The organism is Rhodococcus sp. UFZ-B548 (genome assembly GCF_903819475.1).
Classification (GTDB): domain Bacteria; phylum Actinomycetota; class Actinomycetes; order Mycobacteriales; family Mycobacteriaceae; genus Rhodococcus_F; species Rhodococcus_F erythropolis.
The window spans coordinates 46,797-73,078 of the sequence record NZ_CAIJDS010000018.1 but is presented as its reverse complement, the minus strand read 5'-3'; the positions used below and the strand labels follow the sequence as shown (position 1 = coordinate 73,078).

The 26,282-nt window shown below is 63.9% G+C and carries 19 protein-coding genes; 9 read left to right on the top strand and 10 right to left on the bottom strand.

Features of this window, described 5'->3' with window-relative positions; genetic code table 11:
- Positions 1-34 precede the first annotated feature (34 nt).
- Genes H7C86_RS17185 through hemE form a run of 4 tightly spaced genes read right to left on the bottom strand, consistent with a single transcriptional unit; the run spans position 35 to position 5,521 of the window.
- Complete coding sequence (locus H7C86_RS17185) at positions 35-2,311, bottom strand: molybdopterin guanine dinucleotide-containing S/N-oxide reductase (RefSeq protein ID WP_182261923.1); 2,277 nt, start codon at positions 2,309-2,311, stop codon at positions 35-37.
- Between the two features lie 54 nt (positions 2,312-2,365).
- The gene (gene hemQ, locus H7C86_RS17180; protein ID WP_019748269.1) at positions 2,366-3,061 is read right to left on the bottom strand and encodes a hydrogen peroxide-dependent heme synthase; all 696 of its coding nucleotides are present in this window, start codon (positions 3,059-3,061) and stop codon (positions 2,366-2,368) included.
- Positions 3,062-3,065: 4 nt separating this feature from the next.
- Positions 3,066-4,427: a protoporphyrinogen oxidase gene (locus H7C86_RS17175; RefSeq protein WP_182261906.1), complete on the bottom strand. Its 1,362-nt coding sequence runs from the start codon at positions 4,425-4,427 to the stop codon at positions 3,066-3,068.
- A complete protein-coding gene (gene hemE / locus H7C86_RS17170) occupies positions 4,424-5,521 on the bottom strand; it encodes a uroporphyrinogen decarboxylase (RefSeq protein ID WP_021334677.1) in 1,098 nt (365 codons plus the stop codon). Before hemE ends, H7C86_RS17175 begins: the two co-directional genes overlap by 4 nt.
- 168 nt (positions 5,522-5,689) lie before the next feature.
- Between hemE and H7C86_RS17165 the strand changes: the two genes are divergently transcribed.
- The 5 genes from H7C86_RS17165 (at position 5,690) to H7C86_RS17145 (ending at position 12,536) form a co-directional block, all read left to right on the top strand.
- Positions 5,690-6,280: a DUF3000 domain-containing protein gene (locus H7C86_RS17165; RefSeq protein WP_019748266.1), complete on the top strand. Its 591-nt coding sequence runs from the start codon at positions 5,690-5,692 to the stop codon at positions 6,278-6,280.
- Positions 6,281-6,340: 60 nt separating this feature from the next.
- Positions 6,341-7,747: a wax ester/triacylglycerol synthase family O-acyltransferase gene (locus H7C86_RS17160; protein WP_019748265.1), complete on the top strand. Its 1,407-nt coding sequence runs from the start codon at positions 6,341-6,343 to the stop codon at positions 7,745-7,747.
- An 11-nt stretch (positions 7,748-7,758) separates the two neighbouring features.
- The gene (locus tag H7C86_RS17155; protein ID WP_029255272.1) at positions 7,759-9,048 is read left to right on the top strand and encodes a ribonuclease D; all 1,290 of its coding nucleotides are present in this window, start codon (positions 7,759-7,761) and stop codon (positions 9,046-9,048) included.
- Positions 9,049-9,209: 161 nt separating this feature from the next.
- The gene (locus H7C86_RS17150; protein ID WP_003942598.1) at positions 9,210-10,430 is read left to right on the top strand and encodes a thiolase family protein; all 1,221 of its coding nucleotides are present in this window, start codon (positions 9,210-9,212) and stop codon (positions 10,428-10,430) included.
- A complete protein-coding gene (locus H7C86_RS17145) occupies positions 10,431-12,536 on the top strand; it encodes a 3-hydroxyacyl-CoA dehydrogenase NAD-binding domain-containing protein (RefSeq protein ID WP_182261905.1) in 2,106 nt (701 codons plus the stop codon). It begins immediately after the preceding gene.
- A gap of 66 nt (positions 12,537-12,602) precedes the next feature.
- Here the strand turns inward: H7C86_RS17145 and H7C86_RS17140 are convergent, their stop codons facing one another.
- Positions 12,603-14,174 carry a GMC oxidoreductase gene (locus H7C86_RS17140; protein ID WP_182261904.1) on the bottom strand — a complete coding sequence of 524 codons (1,572 nt, stop codon included), beginning with the start codon at positions 14,172-14,174 and terminating at the stop codon, positions 12,603-12,605.
- Positions 14,175-14,276: 102 nt separating this feature from the next.
- The gene (locus H7C86_RS17135; RefSeq protein ID WP_080910864.1) at positions 14,277-14,828 is read right to left on the bottom strand and encodes a TetR/AcrR family transcriptional regulator; all 552 of its coding nucleotides are present in this window, start codon (positions 14,826-14,828) and stop codon (positions 14,277-14,279) included.
- 124 nt (positions 14,829-14,952) lie between these two features.
- Here H7C86_RS17135 and H7C86_RS17130 point away from each other — a divergent pair, with 124 nt between their 5' ends.
- Positions 14,953-15,969 (top strand): iron-siderophore ABC transporter substrate-binding protein, encoded by a 1,017-nt coding sequence (locus H7C86_RS17130; RefSeq protein WP_020969505.1) that lies wholly within the window; start codon positions 14,953-14,955, stop codon positions 15,967-15,969.
- Positions 15,970-16,433: 464 nt separating this feature from the next.
- Positions 16,434-17,876: a sugar porter family MFS transporter gene (locus tag H7C86_RS17125; RefSeq protein WP_182261903.1), complete on the top strand. Its 1,443-nt coding sequence runs from the start codon at positions 16,434-16,436 to the stop codon at positions 17,874-17,876.
- Positions 17,877-17,964: 88 nt separating this feature from the next.
- On the opposite strand, the gene dxs is transcribed toward H7C86_RS17125, so the two are convergent.
- Positions 17,965-19,911, bottom strand: coding sequence for a 1-deoxy-D-xylulose-5-phosphate synthase (dxs, locus tag H7C86_RS17120; protein WP_182261902.1), 1,947 nt, complete (start codon positions 19,909-19,911; stop codon positions 17,965-17,967).
- A gap of 252 nt (positions 19,912-20,163) precedes the next feature.
- Between dxs and glsA the strand changes: the two genes are divergently transcribed.
- The gene (gene glsA, locus H7C86_RS17115; RefSeq protein WP_019748258.1) at positions 20,164-21,990 is read left to right on the top strand and encodes a glutaminase A; all 1,827 of its coding nucleotides are present in this window, start codon (positions 20,164-20,166) and stop codon (positions 21,988-21,990) included.
- A gap of 9 nt (positions 21,991-21,999) precedes the next feature.
- Entirely contained in the window at positions 22,000-22,665 is a 666-nt protein-coding gene (locus H7C86_RS17110) for an SIMPL domain-containing protein (protein ID WP_019748257.1), read from the top strand.
- A gap of 50 nt (positions 22,666-22,715) precedes the next feature.
- Here H7C86_RS17110 and H7C86_RS17105 read toward each other — a convergent pair whose 3' ends face one another.
- From H7C86_RS17105 to H7C86_RS17095, 3 genes are all read right to left on the bottom strand, one after another.
- Positions 22,716-24,362, bottom strand: coding sequence for an MDR family MFS transporter (locus H7C86_RS17105; RefSeq protein WP_019748256.1), 1,647 nt, complete (start codon positions 24,360-24,362; stop codon positions 22,716-22,718).
- 5 nt (positions 24,363-24,367) lie between these two features.
- Positions 24,368-24,856 (bottom strand): MarR family winged helix-turn-helix transcriptional regulator, encoded by a 489-nt coding sequence (locus tag H7C86_RS17100; protein ID WP_003942624.1) that lies wholly within the window; start codon positions 24,854-24,856, stop codon positions 24,368-24,370.
- Positions 24,857-25,010: 154 nt separating this feature from the next.
- The gene (locus H7C86_RS17095; protein ID WP_182261901.1) at positions 25,011-26,279 is read right to left on the bottom strand and encodes a class I SAM-dependent RNA methyltransferase; all 1,269 of its coding nucleotides are present in this window, start codon (positions 26,277-26,279) and stop codon (positions 25,011-25,013) included.
- Positions 26,280-26,282 lie beyond the last annotated feature (3 nt).

Below are 26,282 nucleotides of genomic sequence, written 5' to 3'. Positions count from 1 at the left end.
GAGGTTCGACGCGGGAGGTGGCCGATCGGTTCCGTCAGCGCGAACGAAGCACGGGCGGATCGAACGCCTTGACCGGCGGCAGAACACCTTCGAATTTCTCGATCTGCACCAGAACGTGCTGGCCGGTGCACCCGTGCGAAAGCGAAGACGTGCCGACGTCCGGCGTCAGAACGTTGGGATTTCCGTGAACACACAGCGAATCGGGATCGGCAGGATCGAGCGGGTCGTACCACGCCCCGGTCGACAACTGGACGACGTCGCTCCGCAAATCCGAATCGACGATCACACCAGCCAGGCACGCCCCGCGATCGTTGAATACGCGCACCACGTCCCCAGCCGACACGCCGCGCTGGGCCGCTGCATCGGGGTGCATACGAATCGGCTCGCGTCCCTGAATCTTCGATGCCTGGCTCGCAGCGCCGTGATCGAGTTGGCTGTGCAGCCGCGTCTTGGGCTGGTTGGCGATCAAGTGAAGCGGGAATTGCGTGGCCCGTGGTCCACCCAGCCACTCGTCGGGCTCGTACCAGCGCGGATGGCCGGCGCAGTCGTCGTAGCCGAAAGACTCGATGGTCTCGGAGAAGATCTCGATCTTCCCACTCGGAGTCGAGAGCGGATACTTCTCGGGGTCCTCGCGGAAGTCACCGAAGAGCACGAGGTTGTCTTCGGTTCGCATCCGGTAGTGCCCATCCGACCAGAAATCCTCGAACGTCGGTGTGTTGCCGCCGTCTGCATCGACGAACGGCCGCCATTGACCGTAGAGATGCTCGATCCACTCCTGTGAGGATCTCCCCTCGGTGAACTGCTCCCCGAATCCGAGCGCAGAAGCCAGAGCGGCAAACGTGTCGTAGTCGTCTCGCGAGTTCGCGAAAGGTGGAACTACTTGCTGCATCGCGACCAGAAGTGGATCATTTCGTGTGCAGCTCAGGTCATTTCGTTCGAGCGACGTTGTCGACGGGACAACGATGTCGGCGTTGCGGGCCATCGGCGTCCAGTAGGGATCGTGAACGACGATCGTGTCCGGACGCGCAAATGCCCGTCGCAGCCTCGGGAGATCCTGGTGGTGGTGAAACGGATTGCCACCGGCCCAGTAGACCAACCGAATATCCGGATAGGTCAGGCGCCTGCCGTCGTAGTCGAACTCCTCGCCGGGCGAGAGCAAGAGATCGGAGATCGCGGCCACCGGAATGAAATCGGGCACCGGATTCACACCTTGCGAGAAGGTCGGCAACGGATACGGCACCGGAGCCAGACCCGGCTCGTTCATCGAACCGTAGCCGTGGCCGAAACCGCCACCCGCAAGCCCGAATTGGCCGAGCATCGCGGCGAGTGTCACGCCCATCCACGGCGCCTGTTCACCGTGTTTGATGCGTTGCAACGACCACGTGACGGTCACCAGCGTCCGGCCGGACGCCATTCTCCGAGCCAGGTCGGTGATGAACTCCGCCGGCACCCCGGAGATCTTCTGCGCCCAGCGCGGATCCTTCGGTACACCGTCGGCACGTCCGAGCAGGTAATCCTCGAAGCGTTCGTAGCCGACGCAGAAGCGGTTCAGGAAATCGCGATCGTGCAGGTCCTCCGACGCCAGGACAAACGCCAGGGCAAGCATGATTGCCACGTCGGTTCCCGGAATGGGTGCGATCCACTCGCAGTCGCCATCGACGTCGTCGCGCAACGGACTGAAGGAGACGATCTTTCCGCCGCGGGCACGAAATGCGTCGAGCGCCCCGCGCGTCGGATGATCGCTCGTACCACCGGCATTGACGCCGGTGTTCTTGATCGGTACTCCCCCGAACGAGACGAGAAGATCGGAGTGCTTGGCGATGACGTCCCACGACGTGGAGCGCGCGAACAACTTCCAGTGTGTTCCGACCACACGCGGCATGATGACACCGGTGGCACCGAGCGAGTAGCTGTGGACCGACTTGGTGTATCCACCCAGCTGATTCAGAAATCGGTGAACTTGGCTCTGCGCGTGATGGAATCGACCGGCGCTGGCCCAGCCGTACGAGCCACCGAAGATCGCGTTGTTCCCGTGCGTGTCGACCACGCGACGCAACTCGCGGGAGAGGAGTTCGGTCAGTTCGTCCCACGAGACCGAGACGAACTCGTCCGCTCCACGTCGGTCGCTGGGACCAGGCCCGTTCTCGAGCCAACCGCGGCGCACCGCCGGGCCCGAAACGCGAGCCCGACTGCGCACCGAACCGGCGAGGTTCCCGAGCATCGGCGAGGGATTCGAATCACCCTCGTACGGATGCACGGCGGTCACCTCGCCGGCGACCGATTCGGCGGTGAACATTCCCCAATGGGACATGTGTTGACGACGCCGGTTCGGTGCAGTTGTCACAGAAACTACTTTCGAAGTAGATCAGGGTAGGGAAAGGACCAGCTTCTCGATGTCCACGCGCGGCCCGGTGAAGAACGGCACCTCTTCGCGAACGTGCAAGCGAGCTTCGGTGGCACGCAGATCGCGCATCAGATCGACGATACGGATGAGCTCAGGCGCTTCGAACGCGAGAATCCACTCGTAGTCCCCCAGAGCGAAGGCCGGGACCGTGTTGGCGCGAACGTCCTTGTACGAACGAGCAGCCATACCGTGATCGGCGAGCATCTTGCGACGCTCCTCGTCGGGGAGCAGGTACCACTCGTACGAGCGGACGAACGGGTAAACGCAGATGTAGTCGCCCGGATCCTCACCCGCGATGAACGAGGGCACGTGGCTCTTGTTGAACTCCGCGGGGCGGTGCACCGCCGAGTTGCTCCAGATGGGAGCACTGGCCTGTCCGAGGACGGTGGTGCGGCGGAAATCCGCGTACGCGGCCTGCAGTTCCTCGATGCTGGCCGCGTGGGTCCAGATCATGAAGTCCGCGTCGGCGCGCAAGCCGGCGACGTCGTAGATGCCGCGAACCACGACGCCCTTGTCTTCGAGACCCTCGAAGAACAAGCGGGCGTCCTTGACCGCAGCTTCCCGATCATCGCCCAGCACACCGGGTTCCACCTGGAACACGGAGAACATGAGGTAACGGATTTCAGAGTTCAGTTTGTCGAAATCAAGGCGTGCCATGGGTCTATCGTGCCACTCGCTCGAATATCCGTGTAGCCGCCGTCGTGCCGACTGCGACACACGCCGGAACCCCGACGCCGTGCAGCCACGACCCGGCTACTTCGAGGCCGTCGAACTGCGTCATCCCGGACTCGATTTCAGCCACGATTTCCGTGTGACCTGGGGAGTACTGGGGAAGACCGCCGTGCCACCGCTGTACGAAGCTCGCTCCTGACTCCTCGGTGATTCCGGTCACGGTCTCGAGATCGGCGCGCGCAAGTTCGATCAGTTCACCATCCGGCCGGTCGACGATCTCCGATGCGCCGAATCGACCGAACGACACCCGAACGAGATGCTCGCCGCGATCAGCGAGGTGCGTCCACTTTCGGCTCGACAGCGTGAACGCCTTGGCGGTCAGGTCGGCGTCGGTGGCAACCAGGATCCCCGAATTCTGCGGAAGGTCGACCTGACCGGGCAAGCGGAGCGCCACCACCGCGGACGACGCCAGTTCGATCCGCGACGCGATACGCGCAATATCCGCATCGACACCGGCCAACAGCACCGCTGCGCGCGGCGCCGGAACGGCCAGAATCACCGCGTCGACGCTGCCGAGCGGATCGACGTTCCAACCTTTCCCGTCCCTGCGTAACCCGGAAGCCTCGCCGCGGACGAACGTCGCGTCGGCGGCCTGCCGCAGCGCATCGAGCAAGATGCCGTAACCGTCCCTGAGCGCTCCGAACACTGGTCCGGGTGTAGGTGTCGGCACTGCGGCTGCAACTGCATCCGTGAGGCTCTGAGCGCCCGCATCGAGCGCCGCAGCGAGTGTCGGCAAAGCTGCACGCACTCCGATGGTCTCTGCCAGGCCCGAGTACACCCCGCCGAGAAGCGGATCCACCGATCGGCTGACCACCTGATCACCGAATCGCTGTGAAACCAGTTCGGCAACACTGCAATCGGAACCGCGGGTCCACTCGAACGGAGCGCCTGGTTCGGCAGCTATGCGCGACAGCGTCTGCTCGTCGACTAGATCTCTCACCGACTCGGACGATGCCGGGATTCCCATCAGGGTTCCGGCAGGAAGTCGATTCAGTGAGCCCTGGGACCAGATCAACGGGCTCAACCCCGCGGGATAAACGATCTGATCGGTCAGTCCCAGCTCGGCGAGAAGCGCAGGGACTTCGGGACGACGGGCGATGAACGCCTCGGCGCCGATGTCGATCGGGCCACCACCCAGATCAATCGTTCGCAGCTTCCCGCCCAGTCGCGGAGAGTCGTCGACGACCGTGATGTCGGCAACGGAGCCCAGACTGCGCCGAAGCCGGTACGCGGCAACCAGACCGGAGATTCCGCCTCCGATCACCGCGACCGACGGCCGAGTGGTTGTCACAGCGAGTGCACCAGCTCCACCGCCGAGGTGATCGCCGTGGGATCGGTGTCAGGAAGAACTCCATGGCCGAGGTTGAAGATGTGGCCGATGGCACCGGCCTCGATCGCGCGGTCACCTTCGGCGGCGATCCGGCGCACCTCACGATCGATCACCTCGGGGCCCGCGAACAGTACAGCGGGATCGAGATTGCCTTGCAGCGCCTTGCCCGGACCGACACGACCGGCCGCGACGTCGAGCGGAATCCGCCAGTCGACACCCACGACGTCGGCACCTGCCTCCCCCATCGCGCCGAGAAGTTCACCGGTTCCGACACCGAAGTGGATGCGCGGAACGCCGGCAGCGGCAACCTCGGCAAACACCCGTTCGGAATGCGGGAGAACAAATTCCCGGTAATCGGCCAGCGAGAGCGCGCCGGCCCACGAGTCGAACAGCTGAACCGCGTCGACACCCGCCTTGAGCTGCGTCTGCAGGAAGCAGATCGTGGTGTCTGCCAGGCTTCCGAGCAACGCGTGCCAGGTCTTCGGATCGGAGTGCATGAGCGCCTTGGTCTTCTCGTGGTTCCGGCTCGGACCACCCTCGACCAGATACGACGCCAAGGTGAACGGCGCTCCGGCAAAGCCGATCAGCGGAGTCGAGCCCAACTCGGTAGTGAGAAGTCGAACGGCCTGCGCGATCGCCCCGACCTCTTCGGGGACCAACCGCGGGAGGGCTGCGACGTCGGCGATGGAGCGAATCGGATTGGCAACCACCGGTCCGACGCCGGCAACGATGTCGAGATCGATTCCCGCAGCCTTGAGCGGAACAACGATGTCCGAGAACAGGATTGCCGCGTCCACGTCGTGACGGCGCACCGGCTGCATCGTGATCTCACAGACCAGCGCCGGATCGAAACACGACTCCAACATGCCGATCCCCGCGCGGATCTCGCGATACTCCGGCAACGAACGTCCGGCCTGGCGCATGAACCACACCGGCCGTCGACTCGGAGTGCGTCCGGTCGCCGCGGCGAGCAACGGTGCGTCGGGCAAAACTCGCCGAGCGCTGTATTCCGCCGACCCGGTCATGCCTGAATTCATGTTGTCCAACCCGCTCATCAGTCCTCGCGCTCTCCGCCAACGTGTGTCTTCGATCGACTCAATGCTGCCATGTCCCACACTCGGGATCGGACACCCGAGCGGTTCGTGAGCGGCCACACACCCGAACCACACTCGGTCGGCGCGCCTCCACCTACCCGCCCTTATCCCCGACTAACGTCCTGACCTGTGACGACATCCGGATCGACAGCCGACCCGGCCGAGTTCCGTGCCGCCGTGGAGGCGATGACCGCTGCGCGGGTTCGGCCCGAGATAGAGGTCGGTCCCATCCGTCCGCCGCAGCGTCTCGCTCCGTACAGCCACGCAGTGGGAGCCGAGGTTCTGCACCCGGACTCCGACGTCGTGGCCGAGCAGTCCGAAGGCGACGCTTTCGGCCGCCTGATCCTGTTGTTCGATCCGGACGGCGACGAGGCGTGGAACGGCACCATGCGGTTGGTGGCCTACATACAGGCCGACCTCGACGAAGCCGTCGCCGCGGATCCACTACTTCCCGAAGTAGCCTGGAGTTGGCTGGTGGACGCACTCGAAGCCGGACCGGAACCTTTTGTGGCCCTGGGCGGTACGGTCACAGCCACAACTTCCGTGCGATACGGCGACATCGCGGGCCCGCCGCGAGCCCACCAACTCGAGTTACGAGCATCCTGGACTGCAACGTCATCGGAATTGGCTCACCACGTCGAGGCTTTCTGTGAAGTTCTCGCGTACGCGGCAGGACTTCCGCCTGCCGGGATAACCACGCTGTCGCGGCAGGGCGACTAACTCCACTACTCGTTTACGCATTCCCCCGGAAAAATACTAGAACCTGTTCTAAAATGAGTCATGCAACGTCTCAGCGGACTCGACGCGACCTTCCTCTACTTGGAAACACCGACCCAGCTATTGCACGTTTGTGGACTCGTACTGCTCGACCCCTCGACCATTCCGGGCGGTTACGACTACCGGAAGCTGCTTCGCGAGTTGGACTCGCGGATGGCCACGATGCCGACCTTCCGGCGCAAACTCAAAGATTCCCGCCTCAATCTCGACTACCCGGTATGGGTCGACGATCACGATTTCGACATCGAGCGGCACTGCCACCGGACCGCGGTACCTGCTCCGGGCACACACGCGGAACTGGCAGAACTCGCCGGACACATCGCGAGCCAACCGCTGGATCGTTCCCGCCCACTGTGGGAGATGTGGGTCATCGAGGGACTTGCCGACGGACAGATCGCCGTCATGTCGAAGATTCATCACAGCGCTGCCGACGGCGTCACCGGCGCGAACATCCTCGCTCAGCTGTGCAGTCTCGAACCGGATTCACCGGCGCTCGTGGATCCCACCGCACAGGGTGCGGGCGACGCGGGAACGCTGGACATCGCGATCGGCGGACTCATGGCCGTCATCGCCCGACCCGCAAGAATTGCCCGTCTGGTCCCCGGCGGAATCGCGATGCTCCCCAAGTGGGTGACGCGTGCACGCAAGGGTGAAGCGATGCCTGCTCCGTTCACCGCGCCGCGGACCTCGTTCAACGGCGCGATCACCGGCCACCGCAACGTCGCCTTCAGCCAGCTCGATCTCGCGAAGGTCAAAGCCGTCAAAGACCGTCACGGCGTGAAGGTCAACGATGTGGTTCTCGCGCTGTGCGCGGGTGCTTTGCGTACCTACCTCGAGGACCGCGACGAACTGCCGGAGGACTCACTCGTCGCGATGGTCCCCGTATCGGTCCACGGTAAATCCGATCGGCCGGGCACAAACCAGATCTCGGGCATGTTCACGCAGCTGGGCACCCAGATCGGCGATCCGGTCGAGCGTCTGCACGCGATCAGCGATTACAACGCCACCTCGAAGAACCACAACGAGGCTCTGGGCGCGAACATGCTCCAGGACTGGTCCCAGTTCGCATCGCCGGCGGTGTTCGGCGCCGCCATGCGGGTGTACTCGTCGCTCAAACTCGCCGAGCGTCACCCCGTCGTGTCCAACCTGGTCGTCTCGAACGTGCCCGGGCCGCCGGTCCCGCTCTACTTCCTCGGCGCCCAGATCAAGGGAATGTTCCCGCTCGGCCCGATCTTTCACGGGGCAGGACTCAACGTGACGGTGATGTCACTCGACGGAAAACTCGACGTCGGCATCGTCAGTTGCTCCGATCTGGCGCCCGAATTGGACCAGCTCGCGCAAGGTTTCGGAGCCGCACTCGACGAACTGTTCGACGCTGAGGTGACAACCCCGGCCCCGACTGCGACGTAGAGTCAGTGACCATGTCCGAAGTCACCGATGATGCAACCGAGCCCACCTCCGACGTAGTTCCGCTGCTCGTTCCGCGTGACGGAGTTCCGGACGTCATCACCACTGCCGCCGGTGTCGCCGACGCCGCGGCCGCGCTGGCCTCCGGCCACGGCCCGCTCGCCGTGGACGCCGAGCGAGCATCCGGATTCCGTTATTCGGCACGGGCGTACCTGATCCAGCTCCGACGCGAAGGAGCGGGATCGTTCCTGCTCGACCCGATCCCGACAGCGCAGGACCTGCAGCCGTTGGCCGAGGCGATCAATCCGTTGCAATGGGTGCTGCACTCGGCCGATCAGGATCTCCCCGGCCTCGCCGAACTGGGCCTGACACCGGCCGAGCTGTTCGACACCGAACTGGCCGGTCGACTGGCCGGGTTCGAACGAGTCGGACTCGCCGCGATAGTGGAACGAACCCTGCGGGTGGAACTTCGCAAGGGTCACGGGGCCGCGGACTGGTCGACACGTCCGCTGCCGGACGCCTGGTTGAACTACGCCGCCCTCGACGTCGAAGTGCTTCTCGAACTGCGCGACGCCATGGAAGCCGAACTCGAATCCCAGGGCAAGCTCGAGTGGGCGAAGGAGGAGTTCGAGTACATCCGTCTGGCCGGCCCGCCCAAGCCCAAGCCCGACCGTTGGCGTCGTACATCGCACATCACCTCGCTCAAGACCACTCGGCAGTTGGCGGCAGTACGGGCGCTGTGGCAGGCGCGTGAGGATCTCGCACGCAAGCGCGACGTGTCGCCGAGCCGGGTTCTCCCTGACTCCGCCATCATCGATGCCGCCCTCAAAGATCCTCAGTCGCTGGATGCGCTCCGTTCGCTTCCCGTGTTCGGCGGACCACGTCAACGCCGGTATTCGCGTGTCTGGATGGACGCACTGGAAGCTGCGCGCAGGCTCCCGGACAGCGAGCTTCCGCCGAAGACCCCGCCGATCGTCGGACCCCCTGCCGCCGGCCGCTGGGCTCGCCAGGACCCGGCGGCGGCCGACCGACTGACGGCGGCTCGGGCCGCACTGTCGGACCTGAGCAAGGAAGTGTCGGTGCCCGTGGAGAATCTGCTCCAACCCGACCTGGTCAGGCGCCTGTGCTGGGACTGGAAGTTGGAACCCGACTCCGACATCGCCGAGGTCGAGACCGCAATCGAGACCAAGCTCACTTCCGGTGGCGCACGTGGCTGGCAACGCACTTTGACGGTTCCCGTCCTCGCCGAGGCACTGAACTCCGTGGTCCCGGCCGAGCCCGAAGTAGAAGAGCCTGAATCCTGACCTGACCCCGGTGTGAGGTTGGAGCAATTCGGCACGTTAAGTTACCGGTCAGTAATGGGCAGTAGTACGCTCGATACGAGGCCGGACGCCTGGCCGTGATCGCCGAACCAACGTCTCACCGCACTTCGGAGTGGTGGGCAGCTCCATCAGGAGGAATTCGCGTGGCTCCATCCACAAACAACCAACGCAACGTCGTCTTCGTCGACGGCATTCGCACCCCGTTCGGCAAGGCCGGCCCGAAAGGCATGTACGCCGACACGCGCGCAGACGATCTCGTCGTCAAGGCGATTCGTGAGCTGCTTCGCCGTAACCCGCAGCTCGATCCCGCACGGATCGACGAAGTGGCTGTCGCAGCCACCACGCAGACCGGTGACCAGGGCCTGACCATCGGCCGCACCGCTGCGATCCTCGCCGGTCTCCCCGAAACCGTTCCCGGATTCGCCATCGACCGCATGTGCGCCGGCGCGATGACCGCCGTCACCACCACCGCGTCGGGCATCGGCTTCGGCCAGTACGACGTCGTGATCGCCGGTGGCGTCGAGCACATGGGCCACCACCCGATGGGTGAGGGCGCAGACCCCAACCCGCGCTTCCTCGCCGACCGCCTGGTCGACCCGAGCGCCCTCGTGATGGGTAACACCGCCGAGAACCTGCACGACCGGTTCCCGACCATCACCAAGGACCGCACGGACGCCTACGCCGTCAACAGCCAGAACAAGTACGACGCTGCCAAGAAGGCCGGCTTCATCGCCGACACTTTGGTCCCCGTCGCCACCCGCAGTTCCGCGGGCTGGGGTCTGGCCACCGAAGACGAGCCGCCGCGCCCCGGAACCACCGTCGAAGATCTCGCGAAGCTCAAGACGCCGTTCCGCCCGGCCGGACGCATCACCGCCGGTAACGCCGCCGGACTCAACGACGGCGCCACCGCAGCACTGCTCGCCGGTGAGGACACCGCAGCCGAGCTCGGCCTGCCGGTCGGCATGCGCATGGTGGGCTTCGCCTACCAGGGCGTCGACCCCGCCGTCATGGGTATCGGCCCGGTTCCCGCCACCGAGAAGCTCCTGGCACGCACCGGCCTGAAGATCGAGGACATCGGACTCTTCGAGATCAACGAGGCGTTCGCCGTTCAGGTCCTCGCGTTCCTCGAGCACTACGGAATCGCCGACGACGACCCGCGCGTCAACCAGTGGGGCGGCGCCATCGCGTGTGGCCACCCCCTCGCTTCCTCGGGCGTTCGCCTGATGACGCAGCTCTCCCGCCAGTTCGCGACGCGTCCCGACGTGCGCTACGGCTTGACCACCATGTGCATCGGCCTCGGCATGGGCGGCACCGTCATCTGGGAGAACCCGAACCACGCTGACTACCAGGCAGGGGTTAACTAAATGTCTGATATTGCAACAGCATTCGCCGACGAGGTCGTGACGAACGCCTACACGAAGATCATCTCGGTCCCCGGCATCGAGGGCCCGTTTGCACTGATCACCCTCGACAACGGCTTCGACCACACCAAGCCGTCGTCATTCGGTCCCGGCGGACTCGCAGCATTCGACGCCGCCCTCGACGAAGCCTTTGCAGCCAACCCGGTTGCCATCGCCGTCACCGGCAAGCCGTTCATCTTCGCCGCCGGCGCGGACCTCAAGGGTGTTCCCGCGATCACCTCTCGCGAGCAGGGACTCGAGCTGGGCCGCTTGGGTCACAAGGTGTTCCGACGCCTGCGTGAGTCGTCCGTTCCCACGTTCGCCTTCATCAACGGTGTCGCTCTGGGCGGCGGCCTCGAGGTCGGCCTGCACAGCCACTACCGCACGGTTGCCGCCAATGCGGGCGCACTGGGTCTTCCGGAAGCATTCCTCGGTCTGGTCCCCGGTTGGGGCGGAACGCAGTTGCTCCCCAACCTCGTCGGCCCGTCGAACGCCGTCACCGTGGTGATCGAGAACTCGCTGAACCAGAACAAGGTGCTCTCCCCCAAGAAGGCACTCGAACTCGGCGTCGTCGACGTCGTTCTCGATTCTGCCGACTTCATCGAGCAGTCCCTCGCCTGGGCGTCGCAGGTCCTCGCCGGCACAGTGACCCCCGCTCGCCCCGAGATCGATCGTGGCCAGGGCTGGGACGACGCGATCGCTCGTGCGAAGGCGATCGTCGACGGCAAGACCAAGGGCAACGCTCCCGGCGCCGTCAAGGCCGTCGAGCTGCTCGAACTGGCTCGCAGTACCGACATCACCGATGCCGCTTCGCTCGACAAGGGCTTCGCGGCCGAGGACGAGGCTCTTGCCGACCTCCTCCTGACCGACGAACTCCGTGCAGGTCTGTACGCCTTCGATCTGGTGAACAAGCGCGCCAAGCGCCCCGCCGGAGCACCCGACCGCTCGCTCGCCCGCAAGGTCAGCGGCGTCGGCATCGTCGGTGCCGGTCTCATGGCCAGCCAGCTCGCGCTGCTCTTCGTCCGCCAGCTCAAGGTGCCGGTCATCCTGACCGACATCGACCAGGAGCGCATCGACAAGGGTGTCGGTTACGTCCACACCGAAATCGAGAAGCTCCAGGGCAAGGGGCGCCTGTCCCCCGACGCTGCGAACCGCCTCAAGGCGCTCGTCTCCGGTTCCCTCGACAAGGCCGCGTTCGCCAAGACCGACTTCGTCATCGAAGCCGTCTTCGAGAACATGGACGTCAAGAAGAAGGTCTTCGCGGAACTCGAGCAGTTCATCGCTCCCGAAACCATCCTCGCCACCAACACGTCTTCACTCTCCATCACGGAGATGGCGTCCGGCCTCGAGCATCCCGAGCGTGTGGTCGGCTTCCACTTCTTCAACCCGGTTGCCGTTCTTCCCCTCCTCGAGATCATCAAGGGCAGCAAGACCGACGAGGCCACTCTCGCAACGGCTTTCGCCACCGCGAAGTCGCTGAAGAAGTCCGCCGTCCTCTGCGGCGACAAGGCAGGCTTCGTCTTCAACCGCCTCGTCACCCGCACCTTGGGTGAGGTCATGTCCGCCGTCGACGAAGGCACCCCCTTCGACGTCGCGGACAATGCCATCGCCGAACTCGGCATGCCCATGTCGCCGTTCACCTTGCTGGCCCTCGTCGGACCCGCAGTGGCTCTGCACACCGGTGAGACCCTGCAGGAGTCCTACCCGGACCGGTTCAAGAGCTCACCTGGACTCGAAGCACTCGTCGAGGCTCGCAAGCCCGGCGTGTGGACCTGGGGCGAGAACGGTCAGGCCGTCGATCCCGAGGTCGCCGCACTGTGGCCGCAGGGTGACAAGGTGTCCACTTCGGAAGAGGTCCTCGAGCGCACACGTCGTGCGTTTGCCGAGGAAATTCAGATCATGCTCGACGAGGGCGTCGTAGCGGCAGCCGAGGACATCGACCTCTGCCTGCTGCTCGGCGGCGGGTTCGGATTCTGGAACGGCGGCATCACGCCGTACCTGGACCGGACCGGTACCTCCGAGGCTGTCAACGGCAAGCGCTTCCTCGCGCCTGGTGTTGCCAGCGTCTGAGTCAGTCGATCGACCCGTCACGGACGGCGCGCCTTCGGGTACGCCGTCCGTGGCGTTTGCGCAGGTTCAGAATAGTTTTCCCACATCGTCTTTCACGATATTCTCGAGCGCACGCTCCGCGACGGCGGCGATAGTCATCGACGGATTGCACGCAGCGGAGTTGCCCGGCAGCAGAGCGCCGTCGAGCACGTACAACCCCCGCTGGCCCAGAACCCGACCATCAAGATCGCACACCGAGTTCATGCAGGCACCGCCGAGGGGATGCCAGGTGGACGGCAGTAACGCGTTGGTGTCGGTGAGCAGTCCTCCTGCCGCGATCTGCTGGGCCGCAGGTCCGATGTGGCCTTGCTGGATCGCAGAGTCGCCATCCCTCGGCCAACGGAGCACCGCCTCGCCTCGCGCTGAGTCGTACACGAACCGACCTCGGTCGCTGCTGACCCCGAATCCGACCATCACCGTGCTGTGAGCGTCGAACGCCACCGGCGGGAACGACGCCTGAATGACGGTGAACGCGTTATGCGGGTCGTCCCAGTTCCGGCTGCCGTAGACGACCGGACCGCCCTGCGTCGCACCGAAATTCTCCGCGAGATCCGACCAGATGTAGATCCGGTCGGCATTGGTCCCCCACCCCGCGCCGAGTTCGTCGGGCAGATCCGTGATCCGCCCCTTTGCTGCGGCGCGGACCAGGAGTTTGGTGGTGTTCATGCTGCCGGCAGCCATCACGAGCGCATCCGTCGTCAAAATCTTGTTCTCGAGAATCTTGCCGGAAATGTCGGTCCGGTCCACGTACACACGCCACCGTCCGTCGGCCGCCCGCTCGACATCGGTGACCTGGTGCAGAGTCTCCACATTCACCAATCCGGTCGCTTCCGCTGCCGCAATGTAGGTGACATCCACCGAATGCTTGCCCCCGTTGTTGACACCGAGCGCGCCGTCACCGTTGGTGTACGACGGCTTCATCTCACCCCTCAGTTCGGCCAACGCGTAGTTCCAGTCGATCGGCATCGGAATCTTCGACACGGGTAGACCGGAACGCGTTGCGTTACGCGCGAATACACGTGCCGCCTCGTAGTTCGGGCTGGAAATCAGTTCGTCGGGTGCAGTTTCCACTTGCAGCATTCGCGCCACCCGCGGGTAATGGACGCGGTCCATTCGTGCGTAATCGAGTTCCTCCGGAAAGTGCGTGTTGAAGACCGCTTCTTCCGGTTGCAGCGTCATCCCTTGGTACACAAGCGATCCGCCGCCCACCCCGGCTGCGCAGATCGCGGTCATGTTCTCACCGGTCACCGTCTCCAACAAACCCGCGTATGGCTCGAAGATCGCCGGCCTGCCGAACAGAGTCGGGTTGGACTGATGCCAGAGAATACGCTTGTCCGGACTGGCGGGATGCGGAAAAGTTTCGGCATTCGGCCCGGTCTGCCACCGAATCCCTCTCTCCAGCAGGGTGACCGGAACCCCGGCCTCGGCCAAGCGAAGTGCCGTCACCCCTCCGCCGAACCCCGAACCGATAACCACGACACGGTGCACTTCACGTGTCAGCGGAATCCCTGTTGCAGCCTTGGCAGTGCGTGGCGCCATCATCGCGACTCCCACGGCGGCCGTACCGGCCAAGAACGATCTACGTTTCACTCCGGACATGACTGGTGCTCCCTCGAAGAATGTCGCCAGAGAATTCCGGGCACGCCAAAACTAGACACTCTGACGCTCGAGTGTCAAGGTTTTGGCGGAGCAGGCGAGGAACTACGAGGTCGACCGGATTGCGGGCCCGAGCCACCTCGAGAGAAAGGCCCGCAAGGAGTCTTCGGAATGGACGAGGTCACTGTCGAATGCAACAACCGAAAGCCCCAGTCGCACGGCAATTTCCACTATCTCATCCAACTCCGCCTCCGTGGCGAGGCCACGTTCGACCATAGGGGCGAGCATCTGACCAGCGAAAGGTATTGCTCGACTCATCATTTCGAGATCGAAGACAGGGTTTCCCCGCTCGGCGAGGAGCAGAGTCGCGAGCACCGGGTGAGCACGCACGGCAGTTCGCGCGGCAACGATGAATTCGACGACGTAGTCGCACGCCGTGTCAACCGACTCCACCTGTGCCGTGATCTCCCCGAGAACCTCGACAGCGAGACCGCCCATCGCCTGGGAGACGACCTCTTCACGTGTACCGAAAATCGAGTACACCGTCTGGCGCGAGACACCGGCCGCGGTGGCAACTGCGGCAATGTTCACAGCCTCGAATCCGCCACCTTCGATCAGCCCGAGGGCGGCGCCGAGAATCTTCTGCTGTGATCGCACGAGGAAAGTATCGCCCACCGAAACGGCGCCCTGAGAAGCGCGGTCGAGATCCGACTCCCACCTGCATAAACGGCACGATCGGTTTCGTTTGGCTGCCGAAATTCAGTAGGTTAGGCTGCCCTTCATGAAAACATCTGTTCGGGGCTTCACTGCCCTCGGTGCGGCTGCAATCGCGGTCACCGCACTTGTCTCGTGCTCCTCGGATTCAGGCACATCCACGACATCCCAAGGTACGGACGGATTCCCCGTCAGCATCGAGAACACCTTCGGCACCACGACCATCGACTCGAAGCCCGAGCGCCTCGTCACCCTCGGATGGAACGCGCAGGACATCCTGTACGCACTCGATCTGACTCCGGTCGGACAGCCCAAGTACACCTACGGTGCGGACGACAACGGCGTCATGCCCTGGGCCCAGGACTACTTCGACGCGGACAAGACAACGCTCTTCGACATGCCGGCCAGCGGAGAACCGCCGATCGAGTCCATCGCGTCGTTGACCCCCGACGTCATCCTGGCGCCGTACGAGGGCTTCGAGGAATCCGTCTACAACCAACTGAGCAAGATCGCACCGACGGCCGCTTATCCCGGCGCAGCGTGGCAGACGTCCTGGCAGGACCAGACCCGCATCGTCGGCAAGGCAGTCGGCAAGAGCGAAGAGGCCGAGAAGCTCGTCGACGGCCTCGACGCGACTCTCGCCGATACCGCCGCAGCCCACCCGGAGTTCGCCGGAAAGACATTGGCAGTGGTCAACTTCGATACCGATTCGAGCAACATCAACGTCTATCTGCCCACCGACCCGCGGGTCCAGGTGCTGACGGAACTCGGATTCGTCAACGCGCCGGGCGTCGAGAAGCTCGCCGCGGACAATGCAGGTGGATCGTTCTTCAAGACGATCTCCTACGAGAACATCGCCGACATCGACGCCGACGTGATCGTCGGCTTCACCGACGGCTCCGGTGATCCGTCCGGCATACCCGCAGTCGGTGGACTCGACGCGGTCAAACGCGGATCCACCGCATTCCTCAGCGACACCCGCGTCATCGGCGGACTGAGCAACGTCAACGTCCTGAGCACGCCTTGGGTCCTCGGCCAGATCACACCGACGTTGAGTGAAGCCGCAAAGCGCGCGACCGCCTAGAAACGGGATTTTCACGACACCCTCAAAGCCAACTCCCACGGCATGAACTACACGAGCGGGTTCACTCTGAAGCCTGACGCCACGGGCACGATCCTCGAGATGTACTTCTCCGGGGAATCCGAATCCACTTCACGTATCTCGAAGATCTTCACAGCGGTATTCGGTCGATTGGGCGCGCGAGTGACCGGAAATTCATGGCAAAGGATCTCGAGGACATCGCAGCCAAAGCTGAGAGTCTCGCGGGCAAGTAAACCGCCCTCACCTGCACCGACATTATTGTTTGCATAATGACTGCAATCAATACCTTGCCTCTGCGTCCGGTTGTTTCGACCTGGGAATGGACTCAGCTGGATAACGGCGCGTGAGTCCCCGCCAAATCTCGTCCGGTGGGCGTAGCGTGCAGAGTGCTCGCGGATGGATCGACGCATCGGGGTGTCGACCGTAGGGCCTTTGAGGGGGCAGGAATGGCATTCAGCGGAACCGCCTCCGGCGGTGGATCCGGCGCTACTCGCGCCGACGTCGGACATGCAGTGCTCTTCGCCGGCGCCGCCGCGCTCGGCGGTTTTCTGTTCGGATACGACACCGCTGTCATCAACGGGGCAGTCGGTGCGATCCGAGACAAGTACGACATCGGCGCCTCGGGCACCGGGCTCACGGTCTCACTGACTCTGCTCGGCGCAGCACTCGGCGCCTGGATCGCAGGCACACTCGCAGATCGCCTCGGCCGCATCCGCGTCATGCAAATAGCCGCGGTGTTGTTCATAATCGGCGCCGTCGGTTCCGCAGTTCCGTTCAGCGTCTACGACCTCACGTTCTGGCGCGTGGTCGGCGGCCTGGCCGTCGGTTTCGCATCGGTCATCGCTCCGGCGTACATCGCGGAGATCTCTCCCGCTGCGATTCGCGGCCGTCTCGGTTCGATGTACCAATTGGCGATCGTTCTCGGAATCGCCGTGTCGCAGTTGGTCAACTACGCACTCCAGGCCGCGGCCGGTGGCGATCGCAATCAGATCGCGGGCCTCGAGGCCTGGCAGTGGATGTTGGTGCTCGAAGCCGTTCCCGCAGTTCTGTATCTGATCATGACGACCACGATTCCCGAGTCGCCGCGATTCCTCGTAGCGCAGGGCAAGGACGATCGCGCTCGCAAGATCATCTCCGACCTGGAAGGCGGCGATCACGACGCCGTCACCGAGCGGATGAACGAGATCCGCGACTCGCTCAGCGAGAAGCAAGCCAAAACCACGGTCCGCCAACTCTTCTCGAAGCGGCTCGGCGTCTCCCACCTCGTGTGGGTCGGTATCGCGTTGGCCGCACTGCAGCAGCTGGTCGGTATCAATGTGATCTTCTACTACTCCAGCACCCTGTGGCAGGCAGTGGGATTCGGCGCCGACCGCTCCCTTCTGATCAGCGTCGTGAGCGCCTTGGTCAACATCGTCGGTACGTTTGTCGCCATCGCCGTCATCGACCGGGTCGGTCGAAAACCGCTGTTGTTGGTCGGTTCCGCCGGTATGGCCATCTCACTGGGCACCGCGGCATTCTGTTTCCATTCGGCAACAGTGACCAAGAACGAGATCGGCGAATCTGTGGCCACGCTGACCGGAGCCAACGCGACTATCGCACTTATCGGTGCGAACGCATTCGTGTTCTTCTTCGCTCTGTCCTGGGGCCCGGTGGTCTGGGTGTTGATCTCCGAAATGTTCCCCAATCGCGTGCGTGCTGCAGCAGTAGGAATTGCGACCGCCACCAACTGGGTCGCGAACTTCCTGGTCTCCTGGACGTTCCCGGCACTTGCCGATTGGAATCTGTCGTACACCTACGCCGGCTACGCCGTCATGGCAGCGTTGTCACTGTTCGTCGTCCTGCGATTCGTGAAGGAAACGCGAGGCAGCACACTCGAATCCGTCCAGTAGCGAGATCTCACGGTTTCACACCGAAAAGCGGTGGCCCTCGGATTGATCCGAGGGCCACCGCTTTTCGAGATTATCGTGAGACGAGCCGTCAGCCTTGCGCGACTTCGCCCTGAGCCGAAGCCGACGACGCGTCTTCCTGGACGTGGACGCCGACGCTGCCCATCCCCGCCACCCAGCCGGTGATCTTGCGGGAGAGGTCCTGAGCCGTGAGTCCGAGTTCCTTGTGGATGGCTTCGCGGCTGGCGTGATCGAGGAACTGCTGAGGAACGCCCATGTCGCGGCACGACGTGTGCACTCCGGCGGCACGCATCGCGGCCGAGACCGTCGAACCGATGCCGCCGTGCAGACCGCCGTCTTCGATGGTGACCACGAGGGCGTACTTGTCCGCCATCTTCACCAGCGAATCCGCGACCGGCAGAACCCATCGCGGATCAACGACGGCAACCGAGATGCCCTGCCTGTCGAGCCGCTCGGCAATCTCGAGCGCCAAGGATGCAAACGGGCCCACCGCGACGAGGAGCACGTCGCCTCGCTCACCCTCGCTGGCCTTGAGGACGTCGACCATTCCGTCGAGTCGCTTCACTGCCGGAATCGCTTCGGGTACAGCACCCTTCGGGAACCGTACGACCGTTGGGCCGTCGTCGACGAGAAGCGCCTCGTCCAGTTCTTCCCGCAGTGTGTCTGCATCACGCGGTGCCGCGACGCGAATCCCCGGGATGATTCCGAGCAGCGAAAGATCCCAGACGCCGTTGTGGCTGGCGCCGTCGACTCCGGTGACCCCGGCGCGGTCGAGCACGACTGTCACCGGTTGTTTGAGCAGTGCGACGTCCATCAACAACTGGTCGAAAGCCCGATTGAGGAAGGTCGAGTAGATAGCAACGACGGGGTGAAGTCCGCCAAGTGCAAGACCGGCGGCCGAGGTCATCGCATGCTGCTCGGCGATACCGACGTCGAAAATCCGATCGGGGAACTTCTCACCGAAGGCCGCGAGGCCGGTGGGCCCGGCCATCGCCGCGGTGATGGCGACGATGTCCTCACGACGTGAAGCCTGCTCGATCAATGCGGCCGAGAAGACCGACGTCCAGTCCGGCGCGGACGACTTGGTGCCGCGACCGGTGACGGGATCGATGACGCCGGTGGCATGCATCTGGTCGGCCACGTCGTTCTCGGCGTGTGCGTAACCGTTGCCCTTACGAGTGACGGCATGCACGATGACCGGTCCGCCGTAGGCCTTCGCCCGGCGCAACGCCGATTCCATGGCGGCTTCGTCGTGTCCGTCGACCGGTCCGAGGTACTTGATACCCAGATCGGTGAACATGACCTGAGGGCTGACCGCGTCCTTGAGACCCGCCTTCATTCCGTGCAGGACGGAGTACGCGGTGCGCCCCACCCAGGGCAGTCTCTTGACCATGCGTCGGCCACTGTCGAGGGCGCGCTCGTAACTCGGTGCGGTGCGCAGTGCCGAAAGATGGTCGGCGAGGCCGCCGATGGTCGGCGCGTACGAGCGACCGTTGTCGTTGACGACGATCACCACCGAACGGTCTTTTCCGGCTGCGATGTTGTTGAGGGCTTCCCAACACATTCCGCCGGTCAGGGCGCCGTCACCGACGACGGCGACAACGTGGCGATTCTGGCCCGTGAGCGCGAAGGCCTTCGCGAGGCCGTCGGCATAGGACAACGCGGCGGAAGCGTGAGAAGACTCGACCCAGTCGTGTTCGCTCTCGGCGCGGCACGGATACCCGGACAGTCCGCCCTGCTTACGCAGAGTGTCGAACTGATCCTGACGACCGGTGAGGATCTTGTGCACGTAGGCCTGATGGCCCGTGTCGAAGATGATCGCGTCCTGCGGCGAGTCGAAAATTCGGTGCAGTGCGAGGGTCAACTCCACGACACCCAAGTTGGGCCCGAGGTGACCACCGGTCGCAGCGACCTTCAGCACGAGGAACTCACGAATCTCGTCGGCCAACTCCGTCATCTCGGCGTGGCTCAACTGACGTAGATCGTCAGGACCCTGAATGCGGGCAAGAACACCCAACGAGATCGCTCCCTCCGTGCTTCACAGCTGCACCGGTGCGCGCCGCGGCTGTCTTCGCGACAGTGCTGCCAGTCTACGGAGCGTTCCGGCGAACCGACACGCGGACTCGGCCCGAATCCGGTGTGACTTCGCGTAACAGCGAAATCCCACGGATCGCTCGTGATCGCAATCACAGACAAATGGGATCCGTCGCAATCGACTCGACAACTCTTGTTCCACAAAACGACCGCTATGTCGGCTTAAGGTCGACATATGGGAACTGTGGTCGAAGACCTGATAACGCGAGTGTTCGACGAAGTCCGATCACTCGACGAGGGCGAGTTGGCCGACTACATCCCCGAACTCGCGGCGGTCGCCCCCGATTCGTTCGGAATCTGCATCGCCACCGTCGACGGTTACGTCTACGAGATCGGCGACTCGCGAATCCCGTTCACCATTCAGTCGATCTCGAAACCCTTCACCTACGCCTTGGCTCTCGCCGATCGGGGAAGCGAGGCGGTTGCCGCGAAAATCGACGTCGAACCATCCGGCGAGCCGTTCAACGAAATCAGCCTCGACCCGCTCACCGAACGGCCACGAAACCCCATGATCAATGCCGGGGCGATCACCGCTGCATCACTGGTTGCCGGCCCGAACCCCGAGGCCCGCTTCGAGCGCATCCGCTCGGCGTACTCGAGGTACGCGGGCCGCGAACTGGCATTCAACGAGTCGGTCTACACCTCCGAGGCGCGCACCGGTCACCGCAACCGCGCGATCGGACACATGCTGCGATCCTTCGACGTCATCACCGGCAATCCCGACGAGGCCGTCGACCTGTATTTCCGTCAATGCTCGATCGACGTGACCTGCCGCGACCTGAGTCTGATGGCTGCGACGATGGCGAACAACGGTGTCAATCCGCTCACCCACGAGCGTGCGCTGGCTCCCGCGGGCGTCGAGCAGGTCCTCAGCGTCATGGCGACCTGCGGCATGTACGACGGCGCCGGAAAGTGGCTGGTGGAGGTCGGATTGCCGGCCAAGAGCGGCGTCGGCGGCGGAGTCCTGGCGGTTCTGCCTGGCCAGATCGGCATCGCGGTGTACTCCCCCAGGCTCGACGTTCACGGAAACAGCGTTCGCGGAGTTGCGTCTGCCCGGGCACTGTCGAAGGAACTCGAACTGCACTTCCTCCACGTGACGCGGGCGTCACGCTCGTCGATCCGGGCCAGATACAGCGTCATCGAAGCACCGTCGCGAGTACGACGCACCCCGACCGAACAAGCTGTGCTCGACGACGTCGGCAAGCGCAGCCGGGTCTACGAACTGCACGGCGATCTCCTCTTCACCGGTGCCGAATCGGCGGTCCGCGAAATCGGCTCGGTGGACGAGGGCCTCGAAGTTGTAGTCATCGACGTCCGCCGTGTCGACGACGCAAGCGACGTCGCAGTACGCATGATCACCGCGCTGCAGGTTCAACTGGCCGAGCAGGCTTGTGCGGTGGCCGTCGTCGATCCGCAAGGACTGCTGGGACAACGAAGTTCGAGCATCGACCCCGCCAGAAGAAGTGGTCGGGTTTTTGCGGATCTCGATTCCGCCATGCAGTGGTGCGAAGACACGTTGCTTGCGGTGCATTGTGAGGCCGAACGGCAGGCGTCGACGATCTCGATCGAGGACCACCCAGTTCTCGATGCTCTGTCCGCGGCACAGATCGAGGGATTCTCGGCAGAGTTGGAGACCCGTACCTATGCCCGCGGCGAGAAGATCGCCCGCCGAGGTGAATCGGCGTCTGGCTTCTACCTGATTCTCAGTGGCCAGGTCAGCACCATGTTCACCGACGCGCACGGGGTCGAGCACCGCATCACGACGCTCTCCGCCGGAATGACGTTCGGCGAGATGACGATGTTCCTCGACACTCCGTTCCTCAACGACATCCGCGCCGATTCCACGGTCACCGTGGCCGTGCTGACTCCGGAGCGATATGCAGAACTGACCGCGCAGGCACCCGAGTTGAAACTTGCGCTGCTCGAACGACTGGCTGCGGGAGCCTACGAGCAATTGGACCTGATGTTGCGGAGTGTCATATCCGCCGGACGAATCGGATAGGAAGTACACATGCCGACCACCGCCCTCACCTCGGAGCCGTCCACTGTCACTGTGACCGGAACCGCCACTGCAACAGCTGTTCCCGACATCGTGCGGCTGACGATCGGAGTATCGGTGACACAGACGGCCGTTTCCGACGCATTCGACGCCGTCGCGCGTCTGTCCACTGCGCTGACCGAGACCCTGCACGCGCGCGGTGTGCGCGGAGCGGACCTCACCACCGCCGGGCTGAGCGTCCATCCGCAGACTCACTGGAGTGACGGAGGCCGCCAGGAGACAACAGGATTCACCGCATCGACAACTTTCCGAGTCGTACTGCGAGAACTGGAGCCGGAAGCGGCCAACTCCCCCGCCGCCGTCATCGCGGCGTGTGTATCGGTGGGCGGCGACGCGATTCGGCTCGACGGGCTCGAGTTCGACCTCGACGACCGCAGCGATCTGGCGACAAAAGCACGCGAATTGGCATGGACGGCAGCCGAATCGAAAGCCAGACAGTTCGCAGACCTGGCAGATAAAGATCTGGTCGAAGTTCTCGAGGTGCTCGAGGACTTCGACCAGATCGTGCCGATGCGCGGACGTGTCGCGGCGATGAAAGCGGATTCGGCCCCGATAGCCGTCGAACGCGGAGAGATCGAAGAATCGATCTCTGTCCGCGTTCGATGGGCTATGGCGTGACAGAACTGTTCAGAAGACGCGGCCGGCGGTAGACCAGCCGGGCATGCGGATCAGCGAGTGAGGTTCTTCTCTTCGTTCTTCTCTTCGCGCTCTTCTTCGTACTTCTGCTCGGCGTCAGGAGTCGCGATGTCGATCGTGGTGCGCAGCGGACGGTTCGGGATGAAGATGACCGACACGAGCGTGACCACAGCGACGACGGCTGCGACCAGGAAGATCCGTCCTGTTGCGTCGCCGTAGGCGAACCGAACGATCTGCGAGACGAAGTCAGGCATATTGCTCAGGTCGAGGCCGTCCTGGAGGCTCTTTCCAGCTACTGCCTGCTGCTCGGGCGGCAAGGTGGAGACCGAATCGACTGTCAGTGTCTTGACGCGAGTCGCAAGAATCGAACCGAGCACCGACACGCCGATCGCGCCGCCGAACGTGCGGAAGAACGCCACGATACTGCTGGCCGCACCGATGTTCTCGACGCTGACCGTGTTCTGCACCGCGAGCACGATGTTCTGCATCAACATGCCGGTACCCAGACCGACGATGGCGATGAAGATTCCGATGGTCCAGAGGCTGGTGGCGTGGTCGATCGTCGACAGCAGCCCGAAACCGACCAGCAGCAGTACCGCGCCGGCGACGATGAAGGGCTTCCACTGACCGAACTTGGTGATCAGCTGTCCCGAGCCGACGGAGGCGACGAGCATGCCTGCGACCATCGGAATGGTGAGCAATCCGGCTTCGGTGGGATCGAATCCGCGTGCGGTCTGGAAGTACTGCGTCAGGAAGGTCGTCGCACCGAAGAGGCCGACACCGACTGCGATCGAGGCGATGATCGCGAGAGCAGTTGTGCGCTCGGTGATGATCTTGATCGGCAGGATCGGATCCTTGACCTTGGATTCGACGAACATCGTCAGGCCGAGCAGGGCCAGACCACCGATGACGAAGAAGGCCGACTCCTTCGAGAACCAGGCGTAGTAGTCGTCCTGACCGGCAAACGAAACCCAGATCAGCAGGACGCTGACACCGGCGGTGAGCAAGGTGGCGCCCATCCAGTCGATGGAGACGTTGTCCTTCTTCACGGTCTCGACGTGCAGTGTGCGCTGAAGCAGGAACAGTGCGATGACTGCCAACGGAACACACACGTAGAAGCACCAGCGCCAGCCGGCAGTGTCCACGAGGACGCCGCCGAGGATCGGTCCACCGGACATCGAGACGGCCATTGCCGCACCCATGTATCCGGAGTAGCGACCGCGATCTCGCGGCGGGATGATCGTGCCGATGATGGCTACGACGAGAGCGGTCAGGCCGCCCATGCCGATGCCCTGGATGACACGTGCACCGAGCAGCAACGGAACATTGTGCGCCGCGCCGGCGATGACCGAGCCGATCACGAAGATGACGATCGCGGTCTGGACCAGGACCTTCTTGTTGTAAAGGTCGGCCAGTTTGCCCCAGATCGGCGTCGATGCCGCAGTGGCGAGCAGTGCCGTGGTGATGATCCAGGCGTACTGCGTCTGAGTTCCGTGCAGTTCACCGATGATCGTGGGAAGCGCTGTCGAAACGATGGTGCTGCTGAGCAGCGCGGTGAACAGCGCTGCGATCAGTCCGGTGAGTGCTTCGAGAATTTCGCGGTGAGTCATCGCGCCCGCTTCGCGAGCCGATCCGTCACCTCCGGTACTTGCCCGGGTTTCTCCTACTGTTGCTGCCATGTGCCTTATCTCCCAATACTTTCTACGCCTGTGTGCGGAACTGCCGGTGAGGCCTGCCGATTCGATGCGCCGAACGTCTCGTTGAGACGTTGCAGCGATGTCACTGCGGCCATGGCCTCTTCCTGGCTCCAGTCTTCGAGCATGTTGCGCAAACGCGCCGCACGCCGCTGCGTGGTTCTCCGTAAAACGTCGTGTCCCTCTTCCGATACTCGGATGCGGAACGCCCGCTTGTCAGCCGGATCGGGATTTCTCTCGACATACCCCGCGTCGACCAGATCCGACATTTGTCGGCTGAGCGACGACTGACTGACACACAGATCGACGGCCAATTCGTTCTGTCGGCACTCCCCACGCGCTGCCAGCATGAACAACACACTGACCAGCGCAGGCGGCAGCAGGCTGTCTGCACCGGTGGTGACCGCGGCTCGCAGCGATCTGCCGAACATGAAGATCGTGTCGACGAGCGCCTGGGCCGTCTCCGGCTGTACCGACATTGCCTACCCCTGAATTCGAGTGGCCCGAACGAGCCGTGACTTGAAAACGGAAAACTACTTGCAGAACGAAACTATACGATTAGTTGCGTAATGCAAGCAACTGTTCTGAACGCGAGAAGCGTCACACCGTTTCAGGGAAAGATTTCGGGACGCGTCAGCGTTCGAGGAGCGCGATGCACTCCATGTGGTGTGTCTGAGGGAAGGCGTCGAACGCCCGGAGGCCGCCGATTCTGAAGCCCTGCTCCAGGTAGAGACCGATATCGCGGCCGAACGACGCCGGGTCGCACCCGATGTGCACGATCCGTTCGGCGCCCGTTGCGGCGAGAGCTTCCACGACCGGACGGCCGGCTCCCGCACGTGGCGGGTCGAGCACGACGACGGCAGGCGAACGCTCCAGATCCGCGATGACGTTCTCGACGCGGGCGCTGTGGAAGCGCACCTGACCGAGATCGGACAGAGCTGCCCGCCCGTCCGCGACTGCGCGCGCCGAAGATTCGACTGACTCCACCACGCCGGACGGCCCGACAAGGTCGGCGAGCACGGATGCGAAAACCCCGACTCCGCCGTAGAGATCCCACGCCGTGTCCGCGGTAGCGGCTCCGGCCCACTCCCCGACCACCTGTGAGTACGCGTTCGCAGCGCCGCGATGGGCCTGCCAGAAACCGGTCGCGGCCAGCGCCCATTCTCGATTGCCGACGCGCTCGATCACTGTGTCCGATCCGATAGCCACTCGGGTCTTTCGCGGGCCGCCGCTCGCCGCTCGGCGTGCCATCGCGCCGCGACGCCCCGGCGTCCGCCGTCCCGTCTTGGACACCGCGGGTGCGGCAATTTCCACGACGTGCCGCTGACCGGCAGCGTCGAGAACGACCTGCAGCTCGCTCCCTGGCACCCATTGCGCACCGCCGAGACCGTCGTACGCGCTCTGATCGATCTGGGTGCAGCGCAGGTCCGTGACGATCCGGTTGCTCCGGTACGCGTGGTATCCCGCGACCCCGTGCCCGTCCACCGCCAACCGGACTCGCGTGCGCCAACCCGTTCCGTCTCCGGTTCCAGGTAGTTCCTCTACCGCGACGTCCGATTCGACACGAGCGAGTCGCAGAAGCTGCTCACGCACGACCGAGGTCTTCATCTCACGTTGGACACTCAGATCCGCATGCGAGTAGTCGCAGCAGCCCGCCCCGCCCGGGCCGGAGATCGGGCATGTCGGATCGATGCGATGCGCAGATGCGTCGAGAACTGTGATCGCGTCGGCGCGGCAGAACGATCCGCCCTTGTCCTCCGTCACCCGGACCAGCGCCCGCTCCCCCGGCAAACCGTGACGGACGAACACGACCCGTCCCTCGTGCCGGGCGACGACGAACCCGCCGTGACCGGGGTTGCCCAGATCGACCTCGAAGGTCTGCCCGGTCCAATTCTCACTCAACGA

Bases quoted from the DNA above. Each gene is read 5' to 3' on its own strand.
- H7C86_RS17110 (WP_019748257.1), top strand. From the start codon at position 22,000: ATGCCGACCACCGCCCTCACCTCGGAGCCGTCCACTGTCACTGTGACC.
- hemQ (WP_019748269.1), bottom strand. From the start codon at position 3,061: ATGGCACGCCTTGATTTCGACAAACTGAACTCTGAAATCCGTTACCTC.
- H7C86_RS17160 (WP_019748265.1), top strand. From the start codon at position 6,341: ATGCAACGTCTCAGCGGACTCGACGCGACCTTCCTCTACTTGGAAACA.
- H7C86_RS17100 (WP_003942624.1), bottom strand. From the start codon at position 24,856: ATGTCGGTACAGCCGGAGACGGCCCAGGCGCTCGTCGACACGATCTTC.
- H7C86_RS17155 (WP_029255272.1), top strand. From the start codon at position 7,759: ATGTCCGAAGTCACCGATGATGCAACCGAGCCCACCTCCGACGTAGTT.
- H7C86_RS17185 (WP_182261923.1), bottom strand. From the start codon at position 2,311: ATGTCCCATTGGGGAATGTTCACCGCCGAATCGGTCGCCGGCGAGGTG.
- hemE (WP_021334677.1), bottom strand. From the start codon at position 5,521: ATGAGCGGGTTGGACAACATGAATTCAGGCATGACCGGGTCGGCGGAA.
- H7C86_RS17125 (WP_182261903.1), top strand. From the start codon at position 16,434: ATGGCATTCAGCGGAACCGCCTCCGGCGGTGGATCCGGCGCTACTCGC.
- H7C86_RS17145 (WP_182261905.1), top strand. From the start codon at position 10,431: ATGTCTGATATTGCAACAGCATTCGCCGACGAGGTCGTGACGAACGCC.
- H7C86_RS17140 (WP_182261904.1), bottom strand. From the start codon at position 14,174: ATGTCCGGAGTGAAACGTAGATCGTTCTTGGCCGGTACGGCCGCCGTG.
- glsA (WP_019748258.1), top strand. From the start codon at position 20,164: ATGGGAACTGTGGTCGAAGACCTGATAACGCGAGTGTTCGACGAAGTC.
- H7C86_RS17130 (WP_020969505.1), top strand. From the start codon at position 14,953: ATGAAAACATCTGTTCGGGGCTTCACTGCCCTCGGTGCGGCTGCAATC.
- H7C86_RS17105 (WP_019748256.1), bottom strand. From the start codon at position 24,362: ATGGCAGCAACAGTAGGAGAAACCCGGGCAAGTACCGGAGGTGACGGA.